Here is a 20300-nt window from a genome sequence, read left to right as displayed (position 1 = left end):
TGACGGCACTTAGCGCTTAATGTAAGAAATTTGTGCCAATCGTCGTTGGGTGAGAGACATGAAAATGACTGTTTAAAATCACCATCATGATAATAATTCATTGATTTAATTGCTTCAAATCATAGGGTGTTATCATAGGGCGTTTTTTTGATATTTAATCGTAATTAATTACCCTGATTTTTTGCTTAAATTTAATTTCATTTGTTTGCGATGGGAATGTTTCTTAAGGTGACGATTATTTATTAATTACAGTTTTAAGTACGAAGGCTAATCTTTGTATTATCGGTGTTTTTTATAATTTAAAATAAATAAAAGGTGATGAAATTTGTAGTTTTATGTTTAGCTGTAAGGATGAATTGATGTGTATTTTTCAGGTGAGTTTTACGAGTGGTTATTCTGGATTCTTAAATATGAGAATTGAGAATAGGTAATTGATGGCCTTGACGGTGTGGTCGATAAAAAATTTAACATATTTAATCTCTTATAAGATACATGGGAAAATTAGATTCGTTAGCGAATAACAAAATCACTTCTAGAATTAATCAATGTCAAAGTGAATCCACTGTATTTCATTTGAATGGTTTTCGTGGTTTTAAGAGTGATGAAAACATCAACCCAGTGGTATGGCGTTAGTTAAAATAGAATGTCTGGTTTATTTTCCTGGCCATGAAGTTTTCAACGTTTTCACAAAGGGTTCATGGAGAGTTGAGATGAAAACAAATAAATTCGCACTATCCGTGTTGACGATGTGCATCGGTTATTCAGGTTTTATTGTTGCGATGGATGATGTCTCAAATGGCAAATCATATAAGGATCATCGATATGAAAGTGATGAGACAAAAAATCATAAAGATGCATCATATGATGACTCAGTTCATAAACAACGGCTAGCCCTGAACTTAGTTGGTTTAGGGTACATGTATGAAATGGCGGTTCCGGATATTGATGGCGACGGCCAGCCCGATCCGGCATTTTGTTTTGATGTTGATTTAAAAAATGCGGCAAATGGTGAGCTGATTGGGACGGCAACAGATTGCCTGTCTAATATTGAGCCAGGGGAAAACGGAGGGGTTAAACTGGTCGGAACCACATTCTTTAATTTACCGAACGGGCAAATTGTAACTCGCGGCCTGACAACGGTTCAGCCTGTCAATCAACCAACCGTCACACCGGATGGCGAAGAAATAACCCATATTACGGGGGCATCGAGCGACGAGAATGGTGTCATTCAAACCTCCGGTGACTATGCGTGGTATCATGGTACTGCCCGGCTATCTGGCATGGTGAACCTATCACAGTTTGACGCTGGGGTTGGTGATCCCTTGTATTTTGACTGTTTGTTTCTCATCGACTTGGAAAAACATAAATTTAAACATAAATATTGGGAACGATGGTATGGCAAACACGACCGGAAGCATCACCATCAACATCATGAAAAATATGACCACGCCAACATGAATGATTCATCAGATGAACATGAAAGTTACAGTGTTGACGAGCATGAAGGATATCGCTAACTCACTGGAAAAATGGCCGAATTGTCGCTTGAGATTCGGCCATTGAATGTGAATGATAGTGCGATATATCCTTACGCCCGTGCAAACTGATACGTGCGGTAGCCGCCAATCAGGTTGCGGGCTTTGAAGCCGTTGTTGACCAGTTGGCGATAGGCGACGTTACCGCGCAGGCCGACGGCGCAGTAAACCACAATCTCTTTGTCTTTTGGTAGTTCATCCATCCGTTGACGCAGTTGGTCGACCGGAATGTTGATGGCACCGCCAAGACAGCCGGTGGTTTGCAGCTCGCCCGGGTTGCGGACATCGAGCAACACTTGCTGGTCGGTCAACTGATCGATTTCATCAAAGTGGATTGGGGTTGCATCGCCTTTGATGATGTTTGCAGCAACAAACGCAGCCTGGTTGATGACATCTTTGGCACTGCCGTAAGGCGGCGCGTAGGTCAGTTCCAGATGCTGGAGCTGCTCAACCGTCATGCCGGCACGTTGGGCTACGGCCATCACATCAATGCGTTTATCGACGCCGTCTTTGCCGACCGCCTGGGCACCGAAGATTTTGCCTGATGTCGGATCGAACAGCATTTTGAACGAGACAATTTCCGCCCCCGGATAGTACCCGGCGTGGCTGGCGGCGTGGACAAACACCTTCTCGTAGGCGATGCCTTCGCGTTTCAGCTGCTTCTCGTTTTTACCGGTGGACGCGACGGCTAAATCAAACACTTTACAGATCGCGGTGCCTTGTGTGCCTTGATAGGTTTCACTCCGGCCCAGCATGTTATCCGCAGCCATGCGGCCCTGGCGGTTTGCCGGTCCGGCCAGTGGCACCAGCGTGGCATTGCCGGTCACGAAGTCCTGTTCTTCGACGGCATCGCCGACGGCATAAATCGATGGGTCGCTGGTTTGCATTTGCGCGTTGGTCCAAATCCCGCCCAGCTCTCCGACTTTCAATCCGGCCTCGGCAGCCAGCGTGATTTCCGGGCGAACGCCGATCGCCATAATCAATAAATCTGTCGTTAGCTTTTCACCGTTATTGAGGCTGAGGATCAGCTCACCTTCCAGGTGCTGGTGCGAAACGGGTTCCCCGGCATCTTCGCTGGCGACAGTGATATTGGGTTGGAACTCAACTGCTTCGAGTGCCACACCGAGACGCAGGTCAATGCCTTTGTCCCGGATTTCCGCGTGAACGATACCGGCCATTTCGCGATCGACCGGCGTCATCACTTGATCCGCCATTTCTACCAGAGTGGTTTTGATCCCGAGCTGGTGGAATGCTTCCATCATCTCCAGACCGATAAAGCCGCCCCCGGCCACGGTCGCATGCTCGGGCTTGTTCATCTGGATAGTTTCAATGATCCGGTCCATGTCCGGGATATTGCGCAGTGAGTGGGTGAGCGGATTAGCAATGCCTGGGATCGGCGGGACAATCGGTGCCGCGCCCGGGCTGAGCAGCAGAAAATCGTAGCTTTCGGTGTATTCACTGCCATCAAGCAGGTTCTTGACCGTGACTGTTTTGCTGTGGCGATCAATGCCGGTGACTTCGTTCATGACCCGGACATCAACGTTGAATCGGGCCAGGAAGCTATCCGGGGTTTGCAGCAGCAACTTGCTGCGATCTTTGATATCGCCGCCGATATGATAAGGCAGGCCGCAGTTGGCGAAAGATACAAAGTTACCGCGCTCAAACATAATAATTTGCGCATCTTCACTTAAACGTCGTGCACGCGCAGCAGCCGAGGCACCACCGGCAACGCCACCTACGATAAGAATTTTTGTCATTACTCGCTCCAAATCAATTAAGGGCAGCGGAGTGGCAGACCCCCGCTTAAAACAGGCTTACTTCGCTGAACTGTTCTGAAAACCCAGCTTACTCAGAATCATGGCTGCCGGGCAAAAGCCAGTATAGGCGCTTTGGATCAGGTTGACGCCTATAAACACGGTCAGCCAGAAGAAATTAGGGTGGACCCACAGGGTCAGGGCGACAGACACCAGTACCATGGACCCGGCAAACACACGCACTGCATTTTCTAACGTCATTGTCCTACTCCTTGGGATAGCCGTTCGAATTTCCATCACTATAATTTTTAATTTTAGTTTTGTCTAATGGATTTTAGGCTAAATTAGTGTTGACTAAAATTTATGGTTCAGTAACCTCTAATGGAAATGAATCACTGATTGGTTAGGAGTAAATAATGGAAACATGGCCTTGGCCTGCTTTATTCGGTGGCATGATGTTGGGTGCTTCGGCAACCCTGTTGCTTTTGTTCAATGGCCGCGTGGCCGGGATCAGCGGGATTGTCGCTGGGATCCTGAATCCGAAGCCGGGCGAGTTTTCCTGGCGGTTGCTGTTCTTGGTGGGCATGGTCTGTGCTGGTTTGATGGCCCCGGGTCTGGGCTTTACGCTGCCGTCGTCGTTGCCGGTTTCATCGCTGGGCATGCTTGCGGTTGCCGGGGTATTGGTGGGGATGGGCACGAAGCTCGCTAACGGTTGTACCAGCGGACACGGGATTTGCGGCATGGGCCGGTGCTCGAAGCGTTCCGTAGTTGCGACGCTGGTGTTTATGGCCACGGCATTTGCCACGGTCTATGTACGGGTTCATGGGTAAGAGGCTGCGATGTTTTCCAATTTGATTTCTCGATTGATTTCTTTGGCTTCCGGTTTACTGTTCGGCATGGGGATGATGGTTTCCGGAATGGTTGATCCGGCCAACGTGATTGGCTTTCTGGATGTGGCGGGTCACTGGGACCCGAGTTTGGCTTTTGTGATGGGCGGGGCGTTACTGGTCTTTGCCCCGGCGTACTGGGTGTTGATTCGCCGTCGTGCTCAACCTGTGTGTCGGGCGGCGTTTCACCTGAGCCAGAAGAAGCGCATAGACGCTCGACTGGTGCTCGGCTCTGTGCTGTTCGGCCTGGGGTGGGGGATTGCCGGGATCTGTCCGGGACCGGCCGTGACCTCGCTGTCGGGCGGTCGTTTTGAAATGCTGGTGTTTGTGGTCAGTATGATTTTCGGAACACTCGTAAGTTGCCTGTGGACTGAAAAACAAGAAAAAGCCGCCAAGATCACCATCGAGCAGCACTGATTCAGCTACTCTGGACATGGATGTCGTCAATTGTATTCACCATGAGCCATGCTGGCGGAACTTGGGATATCAGGGGCTGCCGGGTGGTTGTCGGTTGAAAGGAAGCGAGGGAGAAAGCGATGACAGATCAGGTCAAACCCACTTCGGGACAAGTGCATCCGACGGATGAAGCCGGGCAAGGGGCGGCTGAGTCCGGTATTGTCGGACGTTTTCTCCATAGCTTGTTTCCGCCCATCTTGATTGTGTTAGCCCTCATTGCCGGTGCCGCTGCGTTGTGGCTGACCCCGCGTGAGGAAGATCCGCAAATTATCGTGCCGATGGCCGATGTCCTGATCCAGGCGCCGGGATTGTCACCGGCCCAGGTCGAGAATCAGGTCACCCAGCCGCTGGAGAAGCTGCTGACGCAAATCGACGGGGTGGAAGATGTGTATTCCACGTCGATGAAGGGGGCCGCGCAGGTCATTGTCCGCTTCTATGTCGGCGAGCAGCGCGAAGAAGCGCTGATCAAGCTGTATAACAAAATCTACTCCAACCTGGATCTGGTGCCTCCTTCCGTGACCCAGTGGGCAGTGAAGCCCATAGAAATCGATGATGTGCCGATTTTAGTTGCGGCGCTCTACAGTACACGTCCTGAATTGACCGGCCCGGCGGAGCTGCGTCGAATCGCCGAGCAAGCGGTGATCCAACTGCAAGCATTGGATGATACCAACAAGGTGGCGGTGGTTGGCGGCAGTCCGCGGGTGATCCAAATCGCCCTGGATGCTCCGGCCATGGCAAGCCGCCTGACCACGGTAGAAGATATTCAGCAGGCATTTGCCCTGACCAACCAGCACCAGCAGCTGGGGACGTTTCACCAGCAAAGCCAGGTTTATCAGCTGGAGAGCGGGCAGTTTTTCCGTGATGCCGATGATGTCGCCAATACCGTGGTGAATGTGATCAATGGGCATCCGGTTTATCTGCGCGATATCGCCACGGTCACGGATGGTCCCGATGAGGCCCAGAGCCAGACCTGGTTTCACTGGGGACCGGCCGCACAGCAGGCTTCACCGGACACAGTGAGTTCGTCAGAGCCGTTTCCGGCGGTGTTCCTTTCAATCGCGAAACAAAAAGGCAGTAACGCGGTTTGGGTCGCTGATGATGTCGTCGATCTCCTCGATAAGATCGCCTCCAGCCAGCTGCCGCCCCATGTCAAAGTGTCGGTGATCCGCAATTACGGGGAGACGGCCAATGGGAAAGTCGGCAACCTGGTTTCCAGTCTGGGTCTGTCGATCCTGACCGTGGTGGTCTTTGTCGGGGTCTTTTTGAACTGGCGCGCGGCGGCGGTGGTCGGGATTGCAATCCCGATCAGCTACGGGGCGGCACTGGCGATGGACCTGGCGTTTGGCTATACCATCAACCGGGTCACCCTGTTTGCGCTGATCCTGGCGCTGGGCCTGATTGTGGACGACCCGATCGCCAGTATCGATAACATTGAGCGGTTCCTCAAACGGCGGGGATTGCCGAAATCCCGGGCGATTGTGCTGGCGATGAGCGAGATCCGCAGTGCGCTGCTGATGTCGACGCTGGCGATTATCATTGTGTTCACGCCGATGTTTTTCATTACCGGGATGATGGGCCCGTATATGGGCCCCTTGGCATTCAACGTGCCGATTAGCGTGGTGTTCAGTACGGTCGTTGCCTTTCTGATCACGCCCTGGCTGGCGAAGCACATTCTCAAAGCGGCCAAGCTGTCGAGCGGATACCGGGTGGAAAACACTTTGCTGTACCGGCTCTATGACCGGGTGTTAAGTCCGTTGCTGGCGAGCAAACGCAACGGCGCACTGTTTCTGGCTGCGGTTGGGCTGGCGTTTGTGCTGGCGGCAATGCTGCCGGCGCTGCGGATTGTGCCGCTTAAGTTGCTGCCTTATGACAACAAGAATGAGTTCCAGCTGGTGCTCAATATGCCGGAGACCAGCAGCGTCGAGCAGACCTCGAACGCGCTGAGCGACTTTGCGGATTATCTGCAATCGGTGCCGGAAGTGGTGTCGGTGTCCGGGTTTGCCGGGACGGCTTCGCCGATGGACTTCAACGGCATGGTCCGGCACTACTTTATGCGCAATCAATCTCATCAGGGGGAGCTGCGGATCGTGCTGGCCGAAAAACACCGGCGTCAGCAGCAGTCCCATGAATTGGTGACGCGACTGCGCGCCGACCTCACGGCGATTGCCGCGCGGCACCAGGCCGATATCCAGTTGGTCGAAATGCCGCCGGGGCCACCGGTGATTGCTACGGTTGTCGCTGAAGTGTATGGCCAGCCTCAAACGCCGTATGCCGAACTTCAGCAAGCGGCGCACCGGGTGGCAGAACGGTTATCCCGCGAGCCGCTGGTGGCGGAAACCGATACCAGCATTCAGGGGGCGCTGACCTCCTGGCAGTTCCGGGTCGATCAGGAAAAAGCAGCGCTCTCCGGGGTATCGGTGCGTGATATCAATCAGGCGTTGGCCGCGGCGAATGATGGACTGGTGGTCAGCTATTTACAGGACGAATATGAGATAAATCCGTTGCCGATCACCATTCGGCTGCCGCGCAATCAGCGCGATGATCTCAGCGCGCTGGAGAATCTGTATGTGCGGGGGATGCCGGGGATTGCCAAACGGGTCGAGCAGGGCCGGGTGGTGGATGCCGGACAGCCGCTGGTGCAACTCTCTGAGTTGGGCGAATTTGTGGAAGTCGATGCGCCGCAGCCCATTCTGCGTAAGAACTTGCGCCCGGTCGTTTATGTGTTTGCCGAGGCTGTGGGGCGGGTGCCGGCAGAAGTGGTGGTCGATGTGATGACGGACCTGCAATCCGCACCAGGTGTTTCTTATCAATCAACCGCTCAACTTCAGACGCCCCGGACGTTGCAGGAACGGACTTATTTCAGTAACGGCGGCGGGGATCACTGGACTTTACCGGACGGCATTTCGGTGGTGTGGAGCGGCGAAGGGGAATGGAAAATTACCCTGGATGTGTTCCGTGATCTGGGGATTGCCTATGGCGCCGCGCTGTTGGGCGTGTTTATCGTCATGGTACTGCAAACCGGGCTGCCGGCGGTGTCGGGCATGATTATGCTGGCGATCCCGCTGACGGTGATCGGGATTATGCCCGGTTTCTGGCTGCTCAATCAGCTGGGAACCACGGAAATTAACGGGATCCCGAATCCGGCACTGTTCACCGCAACAGCGATGATCGGCATGATTGCGCTGGCCGGGATTGTGGTGCGAAATTCGCTGGTGCTGATTGAGTTTATTCATCAGTCGCTGCGCGAAGGGATGGCGTTAAAACCGGCGCTGATCATGGCAGGGACAGTGCGGATGCGGCCGATTTTGCTGACCGCCGGGACGACGTTGCTGGGGAACGTGGTGATCACGCTCGACCCGATTTTTAACGGCCTGGCCTGGGCGATTATCTTCGGGATTTCGGCATCCACCTTGTTTACGCTGCTGGTGATCCCTGTGGTGTACCACCTGGCTTACGCTAACCAGCCGGGTCATGGGTTACCGGCCGAGGCAGGCGAGGAAGAGACGGGAACACCCTCGACGTCTGCGCAATCAGCGGATCAGACAGATGCCCAGGCTGTGACCAGCAACTGAGAAAGGGAGCGAGAAGATGAACAGGAAGAAAAGTGGACTGACGGTCGCTGCATTTGCCGGACTCGGTGTGTTGTTTTATGCCATCTCGGGTGGTTTTATCGCGAAAATCGATCCCGAGCACCAGTCGATGCCGGGCGAGTCCCTGGCTGGTCGGCAAACGGTGCCGGTTGAATCCGTGCACATTCCGGTGCAGCAAAGTTACACCGGGACTATTGTCGCCGATCAGCAGGCGACGCTGTCAGCCCGACTCACTGCGCAGGTAGCTGATGTGTTGGTGGATGTGGGTGATTCGGTCAAAGCCGGGGATATTCTGATCCGGCTGGACAATTTAGATTTAGATGCCCGGGTTCGTCAGACCGAGCAGGCGCTGGCCAGTGCGCAGGCGCAGCTCAATGTCGCCCGAAAAGAATATCAGCGGATGCAATCGCTGGTGGCGCGGAAACTGGTCTCGCAGTCGCAACTGGATACGGCGCTGAGTACCTTGCAGACGGCGCAGGCGGAGCTGAAACGCCAGCAGGCATCATTGGAAGAAGCCCAGACGACTTATGGCTATAGCATTATCGCGGCCCCGTTTGATGGGGTGATCACCCAGAAGCTGGTCCATCAGGGCGATATCGCTTCCCCCGGAGTGGCGATGCTGAGTCTTTATAATCCGAAAACGCTGATGCTGGAGAGCTCGATCCCCGCCAGCCAGCGGCATTTGCTGCAACTTGATCAGCGCTGGCCGATTGCGTTGCCGGCGCTGAATCAGAGTTTGTCAGGGCAAATTCAGGAGATCACCCCGGCTTCGGATACCGGATCTCGCAGTGTGATTGTGAAGCTGGCTTTGCCGGATCAGGTGCCGGGAACGCAGCTGTATCCGGGCATGTTCGCCCGTCTGACGATTCAGACCGGTGAGCAGGCGGTGTTGTTGATCCCACGGTCGAGCCTCTACCGGATCGGCCAGCTGCAATATGTCAAAGTAGTGGAATCGGACCGGGTGGTGCCACGCTTGGTTGAAACCCGTGAGCACAATGCGGACAGCGTAATTGTCCGCAAAGGGGTCACGGATAAGACGGTCCTGCTGGCTTCGCCAAGAGCAACTGTGGAGGAGTGAAAGGTGCATTGATTGCGATGGCTCATCGGTTGGTATGGTTTGTCGATTAGAACAGATTGCCGATTGTACTGGCGCGTCGAATCATATGATGACTGAGAAAGACTGAGGGCCGTGTTGGTTTGAGTCTGTTGCTGTGAACCTGAGCGCCATGCGTTGTGGGTATATTTCTGTTGGCATGAATCGCTCGGAATTTAATATCACAGGAATGGAGGACGCTTACTTGTGTTATCCGCGTCCGACCAATACAGGTCATTCAGGAAAATACAATGATAAAAACAACATCTCCTACCATCGCCCAGGTGGCGGGCAAACTCATTCTTGCTTCAGCAATTTCGTTAGGGATCACAGGAACAGCCAACGCGAACCAACTTCAATCTCAGGTCCTGAGTTTTGAGGAAACTCGGCTGCCTTCGTTTGTCCAAAATAATCACAGTGAACTGACGCAGCTGCGTGCAATTCATGGCGACCAGTCCCTGCTGTGGCACTGGCAGCAGGGCGATACGCTCGCCATCAACCATTCTTTTGAACGCATGACCGATGCCGAGGCCACTCGCGCCTATGGGCGTGGTGCGACGCAAGTGCTGTCGTTCTGGCTCTACAACCCCGTTGCCGTGGATGACACCATGACCGTGGTGCTGTCGGATGAAGAAGGCCGGGAATCAACAGATTTGAAGATTCAGATGAATTTCACCGGCTGGCGTGCCGTCGGTGTGTCTCTGAATGCTGATTTCAAACCTGCTGTAACCGACTATCTGGCAAAACTCACCTTCCACGCACCGGCAGCATTAAACGAGAGTGCGGCGCCGCTCTTTATTGATCGGATCATGGTCTCGGTCGATGACAAACGTTATCAATGGTCTGATCATCAGGTCACCACCCGTTATGACATCCCGGAAATTGATTTTGGGCTGCCGGACACGCTGCCGGTGCCGACGCAAACTGAGCTGGACGATGCCAAAACAATTCAATCGCAGCTGATTGAGCAATACAGCGGTAGCGCCGGCAATTTCGCCTCGCTGGAGAAACGATTCAATGCCTTCAATATTCAGAAAGACGCGCAGGGCGTGATCACCGGCCGTCATATTGTCTCGGGCTACCAAAAGACCATCTATCAGCCGGATCATTTGTTGCCGGCGGACAAAGCGGCATTTGATGAGTATGCTGAAATCTCAGACTACACCGATCTGATGCTGGACTTAGCCAAGGCGTATCACTACCCGTCGTTTAAAGGGGATCGACAACAGGTCGCTACCATGTATCGCCTGATGACAGAGCATCTTCTGGATCAGGGCTATGCTGCGGGCAGTAGCCTCGTCACAACCCACCACTGGGGATACGGTGCACGCTGGTGGTATATTTCTGCGCTGATGATGGCTGATGAGCTGAAGCAGCATGATTTGCTCAAACCGACGTATGATGCGCTGGTTTGGTTCTCGCGTGAGTTCAAAGAAAGTTTTGATATGGTGCTGAGCAGCCAGAGCTCCGATCTGGACTACTTTAATACGCTGTCAAACCAACATTTAGCGCTGCTGCTGTTGAACCCGGATGATCGCGAGCGAGTGGCGCTGCTGCATAAGTTCTCCGCCTTTTTCTCCGGAGCCCTGAGCCAGACACCACCCGGCTACCATGATGGTTTCCGCCCGGACGGCACCGCATGGCGCCATAAAGGTCACTATCCTGGCTATGCATTCCATGCCTTTAAGCGGGCCGCGCTGGTGGCTTACGTCCTGAAGCGCTCGAGCTTTGCGTTGGAGACCCAGGCACTCGACAGCTTGAAATCGGTCATGGTCGCTGGTTGGCGTTATAGCAACCCGTATGTACCGCTGGCACTGTCTGGCCGACATCCGTTCGGCAAGCTGGGCGTGATGCACTATCAGAGCGGGCTGGAGTACCTGGCCAAAGCCTATCCGACGCTCGATCAGGAGCTTGCATCGATTTTCCTGCAGGTAACCAATACCCCGCAGGCGCAAAGCCAGTCTATTTTCGGGCAATCGGTCGCGCCAGCGAAATTACCGCAAGGGAGCTGGAGCTTTAATGGCGGTGGATTTGTGGTGCACCGATATGGTGATCGGATGGCGGTGTTGAAGGGGTACAACAAGGATGTCTGGTCCTCTGAAATTTATTACAAAGATAACCGCTACGGCCGTTACCAGAGTCATGGCAGCGTGCATGTGATGCCATACGGGGATCCGGAACAGTTCGGTTATCAGCAGGAGGGCTGGGACTGGAACCGTAATCCGGGTGCCACGACGATCCATCTGGATTACGATCAGCTGGAAAGTCCGAACAAGCATAGCCTGATGGTGCGTTCGGAAGAAGGGATCAGCGGTGCGACCACGCTGAATGAGCAGTTCAGCCTGTTTACCTTTAAACACAAAGCACCTTCGGATATCCGTAAGTTCGAATCGACGTTTGAAGCAGAAAAACATGTGATGGCCGTCGATGATAAGCTGTTCCTGACCGGCAATGGTATCCGCAATGCTGATGGTCACCACCAGACCGAAACCACGCTGTTCCAGTTGGCGATAGGGGAGCAGTCGAAAGGGATCTGGATTAATGGCGTCCGCCATCAGGATGAAAACTTCTCGGAAACGCTGGGAAGCGGGGATTGGATCATCGACGATAACGGTGTCGGCTATTACCTCATGGATGTCGATACCGTGCATGTGCGCCGTGGGCCGCAGCAATCCCGGCATGACAAAACCAAGAAGGCGACTTCTGGTGAGTTCTCCACGGCATGGATTGATCATGGCCGTGCCCCGCAGGGTGCGCATTATGAATATGTGATGGTGATGGAAACCAATCCGGAGGGTATGGCTGCCTTTGCTGAAGAAATGAAACGGTATCCGTACTTCGTGACCCGCAAGACCGATGATCACGGGATGTATATCCGCAACCGGACCAATAACCTGTTTGGTTACAGCAGCACAGGATATGCGGATTTCAAATATGGCCCGCTGCGCTCGATGAGCACAACTGCGCAGGCACTGATCCAGCTGAAAGGAGAGATGGCCTATCTGAGTGTTGCATCACCGGAGCTGATGCTTCATCCAACAGAGCCAACCCCGACCGTGTCGATTGATGTGGTCGTCAAGGGCCTCTGGAAAATGGAAGGGGCCGATTACTTCTACCAGGGCGAGAATACGGTGATTACCGTAGAGAGCTTCTTCGGAGAGTCAGTAAATCTGACGCTGAACAAGTTTCAATGAGCTCTGTAACTATTTGAAGTCATGTTAAACCAAGCCCTTACCACGCAGGTGGTGAGGGCTTTTTCATGGCGGTGCATTATTGGGGGGTGGATTTGCGCCTGACAGGAACACAAGGAAACCGAGGCACTGGGGTGGATGCTGTGATGGCTTATTTTGAAATCTTAGATTCCATTATCGGTTGTTGAGCTTTATACTTCAGCCCTATAAGTTGCTAAATGACCGAACGAAAATAGAATAATCAAAGGATGATTATTCTGCCATCCAGTAATATCGTTTTTTGGAGTACGATAAATGACACATCATTCGCCTGGGCTGCGAATTACAGCTATGAATCGGCTTTTACCGGCGCTCAGCACGGTGAAACGCCTGCACTGCCAATCTTTCCGCTTTCCTGCTTTTACCTCTCAGTATTACGGCTTTCTGACCGTTTCTCGATTTAGCTTTTCACGCTGATTCTTTGTCTGAACCCGATGGGACCGGTTTCACTGATTTGAAACCCACACTGCTGACCACAGTGTCATCCCGGAAATCGTGACGACAGATAAGACTGACCCCTGGCCTCAACCCTTGTTGATGCCGGAACCCCTTTTTTGACCAATTTTCAGAGATTATTGTTGTGAATTTAAAGTTACTTGGAAGCTCGCTGATCATTGCGGGTACTGCACTGGGTGCAGGTATGCTGGCGATCCCGATGGTGCTGGCACAGTTCGGCTGGCTGTGGGGCACCCTGATGATGCTGTTCATCTGGATGGGAACCACCTATGCAGCACTCTTGCTGCTGGAAGCCAGTATTAAGTCCGGCGGCGGGATGGGCATGAATAGCATTGCCCGTAAAACCTTAGGCAAAGGTGGCCAGTTCGTCACCAACGGCCTGCTCTACGCGTTGCTGGTTTGCCTGCTGATGGCTTATATCATTGGGGCAGGGGATTTAGTGCGCAAAGTGCTCTCCGGCATCGGGCTGGAGCTGAGCATGGTTCAGAGCCAGATAGCCTTTACTCTGCTGGCTGGTGCGGTTGTTGCCGCCGGGACCGCGGTGATAGACAAGCTTAACCGCGTGCTGTTTGCCGTGATGGTGATCATGCTGGCAGTGACGCTGATGTCGCTGGTTCCAACCTTGTCGCTTGAGAATCTGCTGGTTGCCAGTAGTTCAGACAAAGTGGCGTTGGTGAAAACCAGCTCGGTCCTGTTCACCAGTTTTGGCTTTATGGTGGTGATCCCATCTTTGGTTTCCTATAACCAGGAAGCGACACATCGTCAGCTGCGAAACATGGTGATTTTCGGCTCTCTTATCCCGCTATTCAGTTACCTGCTGTGGTTGTATGCAGCCATGGGGAACCTGACACCAGCGCAAATGGGCACATTTGCCAACGTTTCTGAGCTGATTGCCGCGCTGGGTACGAATCACGGCACGATTAGCGCGGTACTGTCGGTTTTCACAGGCCTGGCCTTGCTGACCTCGTTCCTTGGTGTGGCAATGGCGCTGTTTGATCAGAATGTCGACACGTTCCAAAAAAATCGAGCCGTAACGTACGTGATGACCTTTATCTTCCCGCTGATGGGGGCTCTGTGGGCTGCTGACCAGTTCCTGGCGGTGCTGGGCTACGCCGGGATTATTCTGGTCTTCCTGGCTGTTTTTGTACCCATGGCAATGACGCTGAAGGTACGCCGGGCGCCGGCACTGTCAATCAACACGTCAGCGTCGCAAGCTGTCGCTGCTGAAGGCACACAAGCGGTTGTCGCCGAAGATTACCAAGCCGCGGGTGGCCATCTGGCGATGGCGATGAGTTTCGCGTTTGGTTGCTTTTTGCTGGCCGCTGAGCTGATTTAAGCAATAACACATTCGGGAACGACAAAAGGGCGCTTACCTTCGGGTAAGCGCCCTTTTTTCAGAGATTAATCGCTTCTCAGAGATTGAACGCTACTCAGAAACTGATTGTTGAACAATGGGGGCATTAAGGTTTGACCGAACGATAATGGCCGTGCGATAAACTTGTTTGACCGAACGAAGTTTATCCGGCTTTCCTTTGGAGTCACCGACATGCTTTGGAGTTAGCAATATGTCAGTGGGAAAGCTTGTTCATTTCAACGCCGTTGATAATACAAATTTTCTCCTGCGGCGGCTATGAATCGCCGAGTTTAAGCGTCAACGGAAATCGCATGAAAGTGTAAACTAACACATACACGTGCTCGAAAATTCAGCAAATGTTCGGTTTGTCACCGAAGTGGCCGTGATTCATTTAAGATTCAATGATTTGAGATGCAATGCCTTCAAGGCGAGACAAGGATAAATCAATGTTCTGGAAGCAAGCTGAAATCGTAACCCGGCAGGCGTTGGACAGTGGCGATTTGATGCCGATCACCACCGACGCTGAGACTATCTCGGAGCAAGGGATCGATTTTTTGGGGTATGTCGTTACGCAAAATGCCCGCAAGAAGCCGATTGCCCTGGCACCGGGTGCCAATCCTTTTCTGCCCTACGAGCCGGCCATGTACGTGGCTCCAGCAGGCGCGGAGCATGTCTGCCTGCTTAATAAATTTCCGGTTCTGTCACCTCATTTGCTGATTTGCTCGGCAGATTTTGTCCCCCAGTCAGCGCCGCTCACTCGCGCGGACTTTGAGGCCTGGCGACTGGGATTTACCGGTGAGGACGTGCTGGGTTTTTATAACAGTGGTCCGCTTGCTGGAGCCAGTCAGCCCCATCGTCACATGCAACTGGTCAAAGCGGAGATCCCTCTGGAGCCGTGTATTGTCGGGGGAACCCTGCCGTTCAGGCACATGTTGTTTACACACCAGACTTTAGAGGTTGCGGTCTTGTATGCGAGTTATCTCGAGGCCCTGACGCGGTTATCTTTGGTTGACGGTGACCACTGCAAGCCCTACAACATCTTGCTGACAACACGGTGGATGCTGGTTTTCCCGAGAAGTCAGAACAACATTGAAGGGGTGTTTGCCAATGCGCTGAACTACAGTGGCCGCTTTTTGGTGAAACATCCGGAGCAGCTGGTCTGGTTGAAACAGTATGGCATTTTTCGTTACCTGACGGAATGTGCGCAATACCTTGATGGCGCTTAATGGCGCTTAATAGTTGATGTCGCGTGGCGTTTGTGAAGGGTTGTGTTTGGCTGTAAAGGCAGGCAAGCCGCGTTAAGCGTCGGCGGGCTGGAGGGCCGTTACATGCAATGGCATTCAAAGAAATGGGGCAGAGTAGGTATATAAAAATAACCCCGGCACCAGGCCGGGGTTATTCAAGAGGTCGTTAAGAAAAATTATTTCTTAGCGTTTTTCTCTTTTTGCTCAGCGATTACTGCTTCAGCAACGTTCGCTGGACATGGTGCGTAGTGTGCGAACTCCATAGAGAACTGACCACGACCAGAAGTCATTGTACGCAGAGTACCAATGTAGCCGAACATTTCAGACAGAGGTACGTCACCTTTAATACGTACGCCAGTCACGCCAGCTTGTTGGTCTTTGATCATACCACGACGACGGTTCAGGTCACCGATAACGTCACCAACGTGATCGTCTGGAGTGAACACGTCAACGTGCATGATTGGCTCAAGAAGCTGTGGACCCGCTTTAGGCATAGACTGACGGAATGCGCCTTTCGCTGCGATTTCAAATGCGATTGCAGATGAGTCAACTGCGTGGAAGCCACCGTCGAACAGCTCAACTTCAACATCAAGAACAGGGAAGCCCGCCATAGGACCAGTGTCCATCATGCCAGCAAAGCCTTTCTCGATTGCAGGCCAGAATTCCTTAGGAACGTTACCACCAACAACTGTTGAGGTAAACTTGAAGCCTGAACCTTGCTCGCCTGGCTTGATGCGGTAGTCGATCTTACCGAACTGACCAGAACCACCAGACTGCTTCTTGTGCGTGTAGCTGTCTTCAACTGGCTGCGTGATAGTTTCACGGTAAGCAACCTGTGGCTGACCAACAATCAGGTCAACGCCGTAAGTACGCTTCAGGATGTCTACCTTGATGTCCAGGTGAAGTTCACCCATACCTTTCAGGATAGTTTCGCCAGTCTCTTCGTCAGTCTCAACCTGGAATGATGGATCTTCTGCAACCATCTTACCAATCGCGATACCCATCTTCTCAGAACCGCCTTTGTCTTTAGGAGCAACTGCGATAGAGATTACTGGTACTGGGAAGATCATTGGTTCCAGAGTACATTCGTGCTTAGGATCACACAGAGTGTGACCAGTTTGAACGTTCTTCATACCAACGATAGCGATGATGTCACCAGCTTGTGCTGAAGTCAGCTCGTTACGGTCGTCTGCTTGCATCTCAACCATACGGCCGATACGCTCAGTCTTACCAGTAGCGGCGTTCAGGATGGTGTCACCCTTGTTCAGCTTACCAGAGTAGATACGGACGAAAGTCAGGGCGCCGAAACGGTCGTCCATGATCTTGAACGCCAGTGCGCGGAATGGTTCGTCTGCAGATACAGTTGCAACTTCACCAGTCGCTTCGCCAGTGTCTTTGTCAGTCAGCGGCTGAGGATCAACTTCTGTTGGTGCTGGCAGGTAGTCAACAACTGCGTCCAGAACCAGCTGGATGCCTTTGTTTTTGTATGCAGAACCACAGAAAGTAGGGAAGAATGCCAGGTCACGAGTACCTTTACGGATACAACGCTTCAGGTCTTCGATAGAAGGTACTTCACCTTCCATGTAAGCTTCCATCAGATCGTCGTCTTGCTCAACAGCAGTTTCAACCAGCTCTTCACGGTAAGCTTCAACATCGTCAACCATGTCAGCTGGGATGTCTTGGATTTCGTAGTTTTCTGGCAGACCTGAGTCATCCCACACGTAAGCTTTACGAGTCAGAATGTCAACAACACCGACGAAGTCTTCTTCACGGCCGATTGGCAGTGTCATAACCAGTGGAGTTGCGCCCAGAACTTTCTTCACTTGACCAACAACGTTGAAGAAATCTGCACCCATACGGTCCAGTTTGTTTACGAAGATCAGACGAGATACGTTTGATTCGTTCGCGTAACGCCAGTTTGTTTCAGACTGAGGCTCAACACCACCTGAACCACAGAATACACCGATACCACCGTCCAGAACTTTCAGAGAACGGTATACTTCAACGGTGAAGTCAACGTGTCCCGGAGTATCGATAACGTTCAGACGGTGATCGTTCCAGAAACAGCTCACTGCTGCAGACTGGATTGTGATACCACGCTCAGCTTCCTGCTCCATGAAGTCAGTAGTAGTTGAACCGTCGTGAGTATCACCGATTTTGTGGATCTTACCAGTCAGCTTAAGGATACGCTCAGTAGTGGTAGTTTTACCCGCATCAACGTGCGCGAAAATACCAATGTTTCTGTATTTAGATAAATCTGTCATTGTTTTTCTCTATAAACAATTACTGTCACTATTCGGTGGGGGAGTATATCACTGAATTAAGCAAACATGACATAGCTCATTTAAGATTAAATGAACATTTGTTTGTTTTTGCTTCGTCTTTTTCATATTCCTGGCTTAAACGCTCAAGAAAACCACAGGAGAGGTCAGGCAGTAGCGTAATCTGCTGAAAGCGGTTCATTATCTCAACTTTCAACGATTGATACTGCGCTCCTGATGTCTTGCTCGTTTGTCTTGCACGTTGGCCAGTTATGAATAAATCGGCTTAAGTCTAGTTGCTGATAGCCTGGGACACCAGTATGACAAACGTGAGACAGGTCCGGATGAATGCCAAGGCGGCGGATTGTGAGATAAATATATGTGCACAGGTGCTTATTTGGTGGGTTTGTCCCGCGGCAAATCGCATCTGTGGAACTATCGTTTGCTTTCATAAACCCGGAATCGATGACCGTTGAATTGACAACATCTGTGGTTGGGGCATTGTTGAAAGTTGATTCCTGTCCTATCGTAGAATAATGATAACTTGAACTTTTTTATCCTCGGGAACGATGCACAGTCAGGGAGAGGCAGATGCAGAAGACGATACCCTTGTTATGGATGCTGTGCTGCGCCGCCGGTGGCCTTCAGGCGGCGGAAGTGATTGAGTCGACCAGCTTGGTCGGGTTCGGCAGTGCAAAATATCCCAGTGACTTCACCCATTTTGATTACGTCAATCCGAATGCGCCGAAAGGCGGCACAGTGACTTTCGCCGAAGTGGGCTCGTACGACAGTTTCAATCGGTATGCCAGCCGGGGCGTGTCAGCCGCCGGGGCCGATGAAATGTATGACACCTTGTTTGTCTCTTCAGCCGATGAGATCGACAGTTACTACCCGCTGATTGCCGAAAAAGTGCGCTACGCCGATGACTATGCCTGGATGGAAGTGGATATTAACCCCAAGGCACGCTTTCATGACGGTCATGCGATTACTGCTGAAGATGTCGCCTTTACCTTTGATAAATTTATGAAAGAAGGGGTGCCGCAGTTCCGTGTCTATTATAAGGACGTGCGATCCGTGACGGCGAAATCCAAGCTGACTGCCCGGATTGAGATGGTAACCCCCAGCCGCGAAACTTTATTCTCCCTGGTGCAGGGGATGAACGTGCTGCCGAAGCATTTCTGGCAGGACAAAAATCTCAGCGAACCGCTGACTACGCCGCCACTGGGTAGCGGGCCTTACCGAGCGACCGATTATCAGCCCGGCCAGAGCGTGACTTATACCCTGGTGGAGGATTACTGGGCCAAAGCGCTGCCGGTCAATGTCGGTCGTCACAACTTCCAGACCAAACGCTATGACTATTACCGGGATGAAACGGTCACGCTGGAAGCGTTTAAAGCGGGGGAATATGATTTTCGTCAGGAGAACGCGGCGAAATTCTGGGCCACCATGTACGAAGGGACGAACTTCGACAAGGGCTATATTGTGAAGGAAGAAATCCCGCATGAGATCCCGCAGGCGATGCAGGCTTTTGTCTTCAATACTCAAAGTGCTTATTTCCGTGACGCACGGGTTCGCGAAGCCCTGAATTACGCGATGGATTTTGAGTGGATGAACAAGAGCCTGTTCTACAACCAGTACACCCGAACCCGTAGTTATTTCCAGAATACGGACTACGAAGCCAAGGGGCTGCCGAGTGATACCGAGCGTGCTGTGCTTGAACCGATCAAGGACAAGATTCCGCCGCGTGTGTTTACGGCCGAATACCAGCCCCCGGTCACAGATGGTTCCGGGCGGATCCGCCAGCAAGTTCGTAAAGCACTGCAACTCATGAAAGAAGCCGGCTGGGAAGTCAAAAATCGGGTGATGACGCACACCAAAACTGGCGAGCCATTCACGTTTGAGCTGCTGATTTATAGTCCGACCACGGAGCGCTTGGCCATTCCAATTCAGAAAAACTTCAAATTGATGGGGATTGAGATGAAGATCCGCACGGTGGATGTCACTCAGTTCACCAAGCGTTTGCGGGATCGGGACTTTGATATGGTCTCGGGCGGGTACAGCGCAAACCCTTACCCCAGTCCTAACCTGCTGATTGTATGGAACAGCCAGTACATCGACAGTACCTACAATACGGCAGGGGTAAACAATCCGGCGATTGATTATCTCACGACGGAAATTGCCAAGAATCAGCAAAACCCGCAGGCCTTGCTGAATTTAGGACGAGCGTTGGATCGGGTGTTGCAGTGGAACTTTTTCGTGATGCCGCAGTGGCACATCAGCAAGTTCCGGGTGGCGACCTGGGATAAGTTTGCCCGCCCGGCAGTGCGGCCGAAATTCGCGTTGGGGCTGGATACCTGGTGGATCGATGCTGCCAAACTTTCCAAGCTGCCGGTTGAACGTCGTTAGCGGTTACGGTTACAGGCTCTCTTTAGTCGTCGGG

The 20300-nt window shown here is 52.3% G+C and carries 12 protein-coding genes; 9 read left to right on the top strand and 3 right to left on the bottom strand.

The window, feature by feature from the left end:
- The first annotated feature begins 710 nt into the window (after positions 1 to 710).
- Positions 711 to 1517: a hypothetical protein gene (locus tag VV869_RS03315; protein ID WP_337733568.1), complete on the top strand. Its 807-nt coding sequence runs from the start codon at positions 711 to 713 to the stop codon at positions 1515 to 1517.
- A gap of 71 nt (positions 1518 to 1588) precedes the next feature.
- On the opposite strand, the gene VV869_RS03310 is transcribed toward VV869_RS03315, so the two are convergent.
- Together VV869_RS03310 and VV869_RS03305 are read right to left on the bottom strand one after the other, a co-directional pair.
- Positions 1589 to 3292, bottom strand: a complete 1704-nt coding sequence (locus tag VV869_RS03310) for an FAD-dependent oxidoreductase (protein ID WP_337733567.1) — start codon at positions 3290 to 3292, stop codon at positions 1589 to 1591.
- A gap of 57 nt (positions 3293 to 3349) precedes the next feature.
- The gene (locus VV869_RS03305; RefSeq protein ID WP_337733566.1) at positions 3350 to 3550 is read right to left on the bottom strand and encodes a YgaP family membrane protein; all 201 of its coding nucleotides are present in this window, start codon (positions 3548 to 3550) and stop codon (positions 3350 to 3352) included.
- Between the two features lie 155 nt (positions 3551 to 3705).
- On the opposite strand from VV869_RS03305, the gene VV869_RS03300 reads away from it, so the two are divergent.
- From VV869_RS03300 to VV869_RS03270, 7 genes are all read left to right on the top strand, one after another.
- On the top strand, positions 3706 to 4119 hold the full coding sequence (locus VV869_RS03300; protein ID WP_337733565.1) for a YeeE/YedE family protein: 414 nt from the start codon (positions 3706 to 3708) through the stop codon (positions 4117 to 4119).
- Positions 4120 to 4128: 9 nt separating this feature from the next.
- Positions 4129 to 4593 carry a YeeE/YedE family protein gene (locus VV869_RS03295; protein WP_337733564.1) on the top strand — a complete coding sequence of 155 codons (465 nt, stop codon included), beginning with the start codon at positions 4129 to 4131 and terminating at the stop codon, positions 4591 to 4593.
- A 119-nt stretch (positions 4594 to 4712) separates the two neighbouring features.
- A complete protein-coding gene (locus tag VV869_RS03290) occupies positions 4713 to 8204 on the top strand; it encodes an efflux RND transporter permease subunit (RefSeq protein WP_337733563.1) in 3492 nt (1163 codons plus the stop codon).
- Between the two features lie 16 nt (positions 8205 to 8220).
- The gene (locus tag VV869_RS03285) at positions 8221 to 9300 is read left to right on the top strand and encodes an efflux RND transporter periplasmic adaptor subunit (RefSeq protein WP_337733562.1); all 1080 of its coding nucleotides are present in this window, start codon (positions 8221 to 8223) and stop codon (positions 9298 to 9300) included.
- A 266-nt stretch (positions 9301 to 9566) separates the two neighbouring features.
- Complete coding sequence (locus VV869_RS03280) at positions 9567 to 12509, top strand: chondroitinase family polysaccharide lyase (RefSeq protein ID WP_337733561.1); 2943 nt, start codon at positions 9567 to 9569, stop codon at positions 12507 to 12509.
- Between the two features lie 616 nt (positions 12510 to 13125).
- The gene (locus VV869_RS03275) at positions 13126 to 14337 is read left to right on the top strand and encodes an amino acid permease (protein ID WP_337733560.1); all 1212 of its coding nucleotides are present in this window, start codon (positions 13126 to 13128) and stop codon (positions 14335 to 14337) included.
- Positions 14338 to 14801: 464 nt separating this feature from the next.
- The gene (locus VV869_RS03270; protein ID WP_337733559.1) at positions 14802 to 15581 is read left to right on the top strand and encodes a DUF4922 domain-containing protein; all 780 of its coding nucleotides are present in this window, start codon (positions 14802 to 14804) and stop codon (positions 15579 to 15581) included.
- Positions 15582 to 15775: 194 nt separating this feature from the next.
- On the opposite strand, the gene fusA is transcribed toward VV869_RS03270, so the two are convergent.
- Positions 15776 to 17863 (bottom strand): elongation factor G, encoded by a 2088-nt coding sequence (fusA, locus tag VV869_RS03265; protein ID WP_337733558.1) that lies wholly within the window; start codon positions 17861 to 17863, stop codon positions 15776 to 15778.
- Positions 17864 to 18478: 615 nt separating this feature from the next.
- Here fusA and VV869_RS03260 point away from each other — a divergent pair.
- Positions 18479 to 20266 (top strand): extracellular solute-binding protein, encoded by a 1788-nt coding sequence (locus VV869_RS03260; RefSeq protein ID WP_337733883.1) that lies wholly within the window; start codon positions 18479 to 18481, stop codon positions 20264 to 20266.
- Positions 20267 to 20300 lie beyond the last annotated feature (34 nt).

Origin of the sequence: Photobacterium sp. MCCC 1A19761, from assembly GCF_037389125.1 — a bacterium.
Lineage (GTDB): Bacteria > Pseudomonadota > Gammaproteobacteria > Enterobacterales > Vibrionaceae > Photobacterium.
Note: the sequence above shows the minus strand (reverse complement) of the source record. Positions and strands in the feature narration are given on the sequence as shown.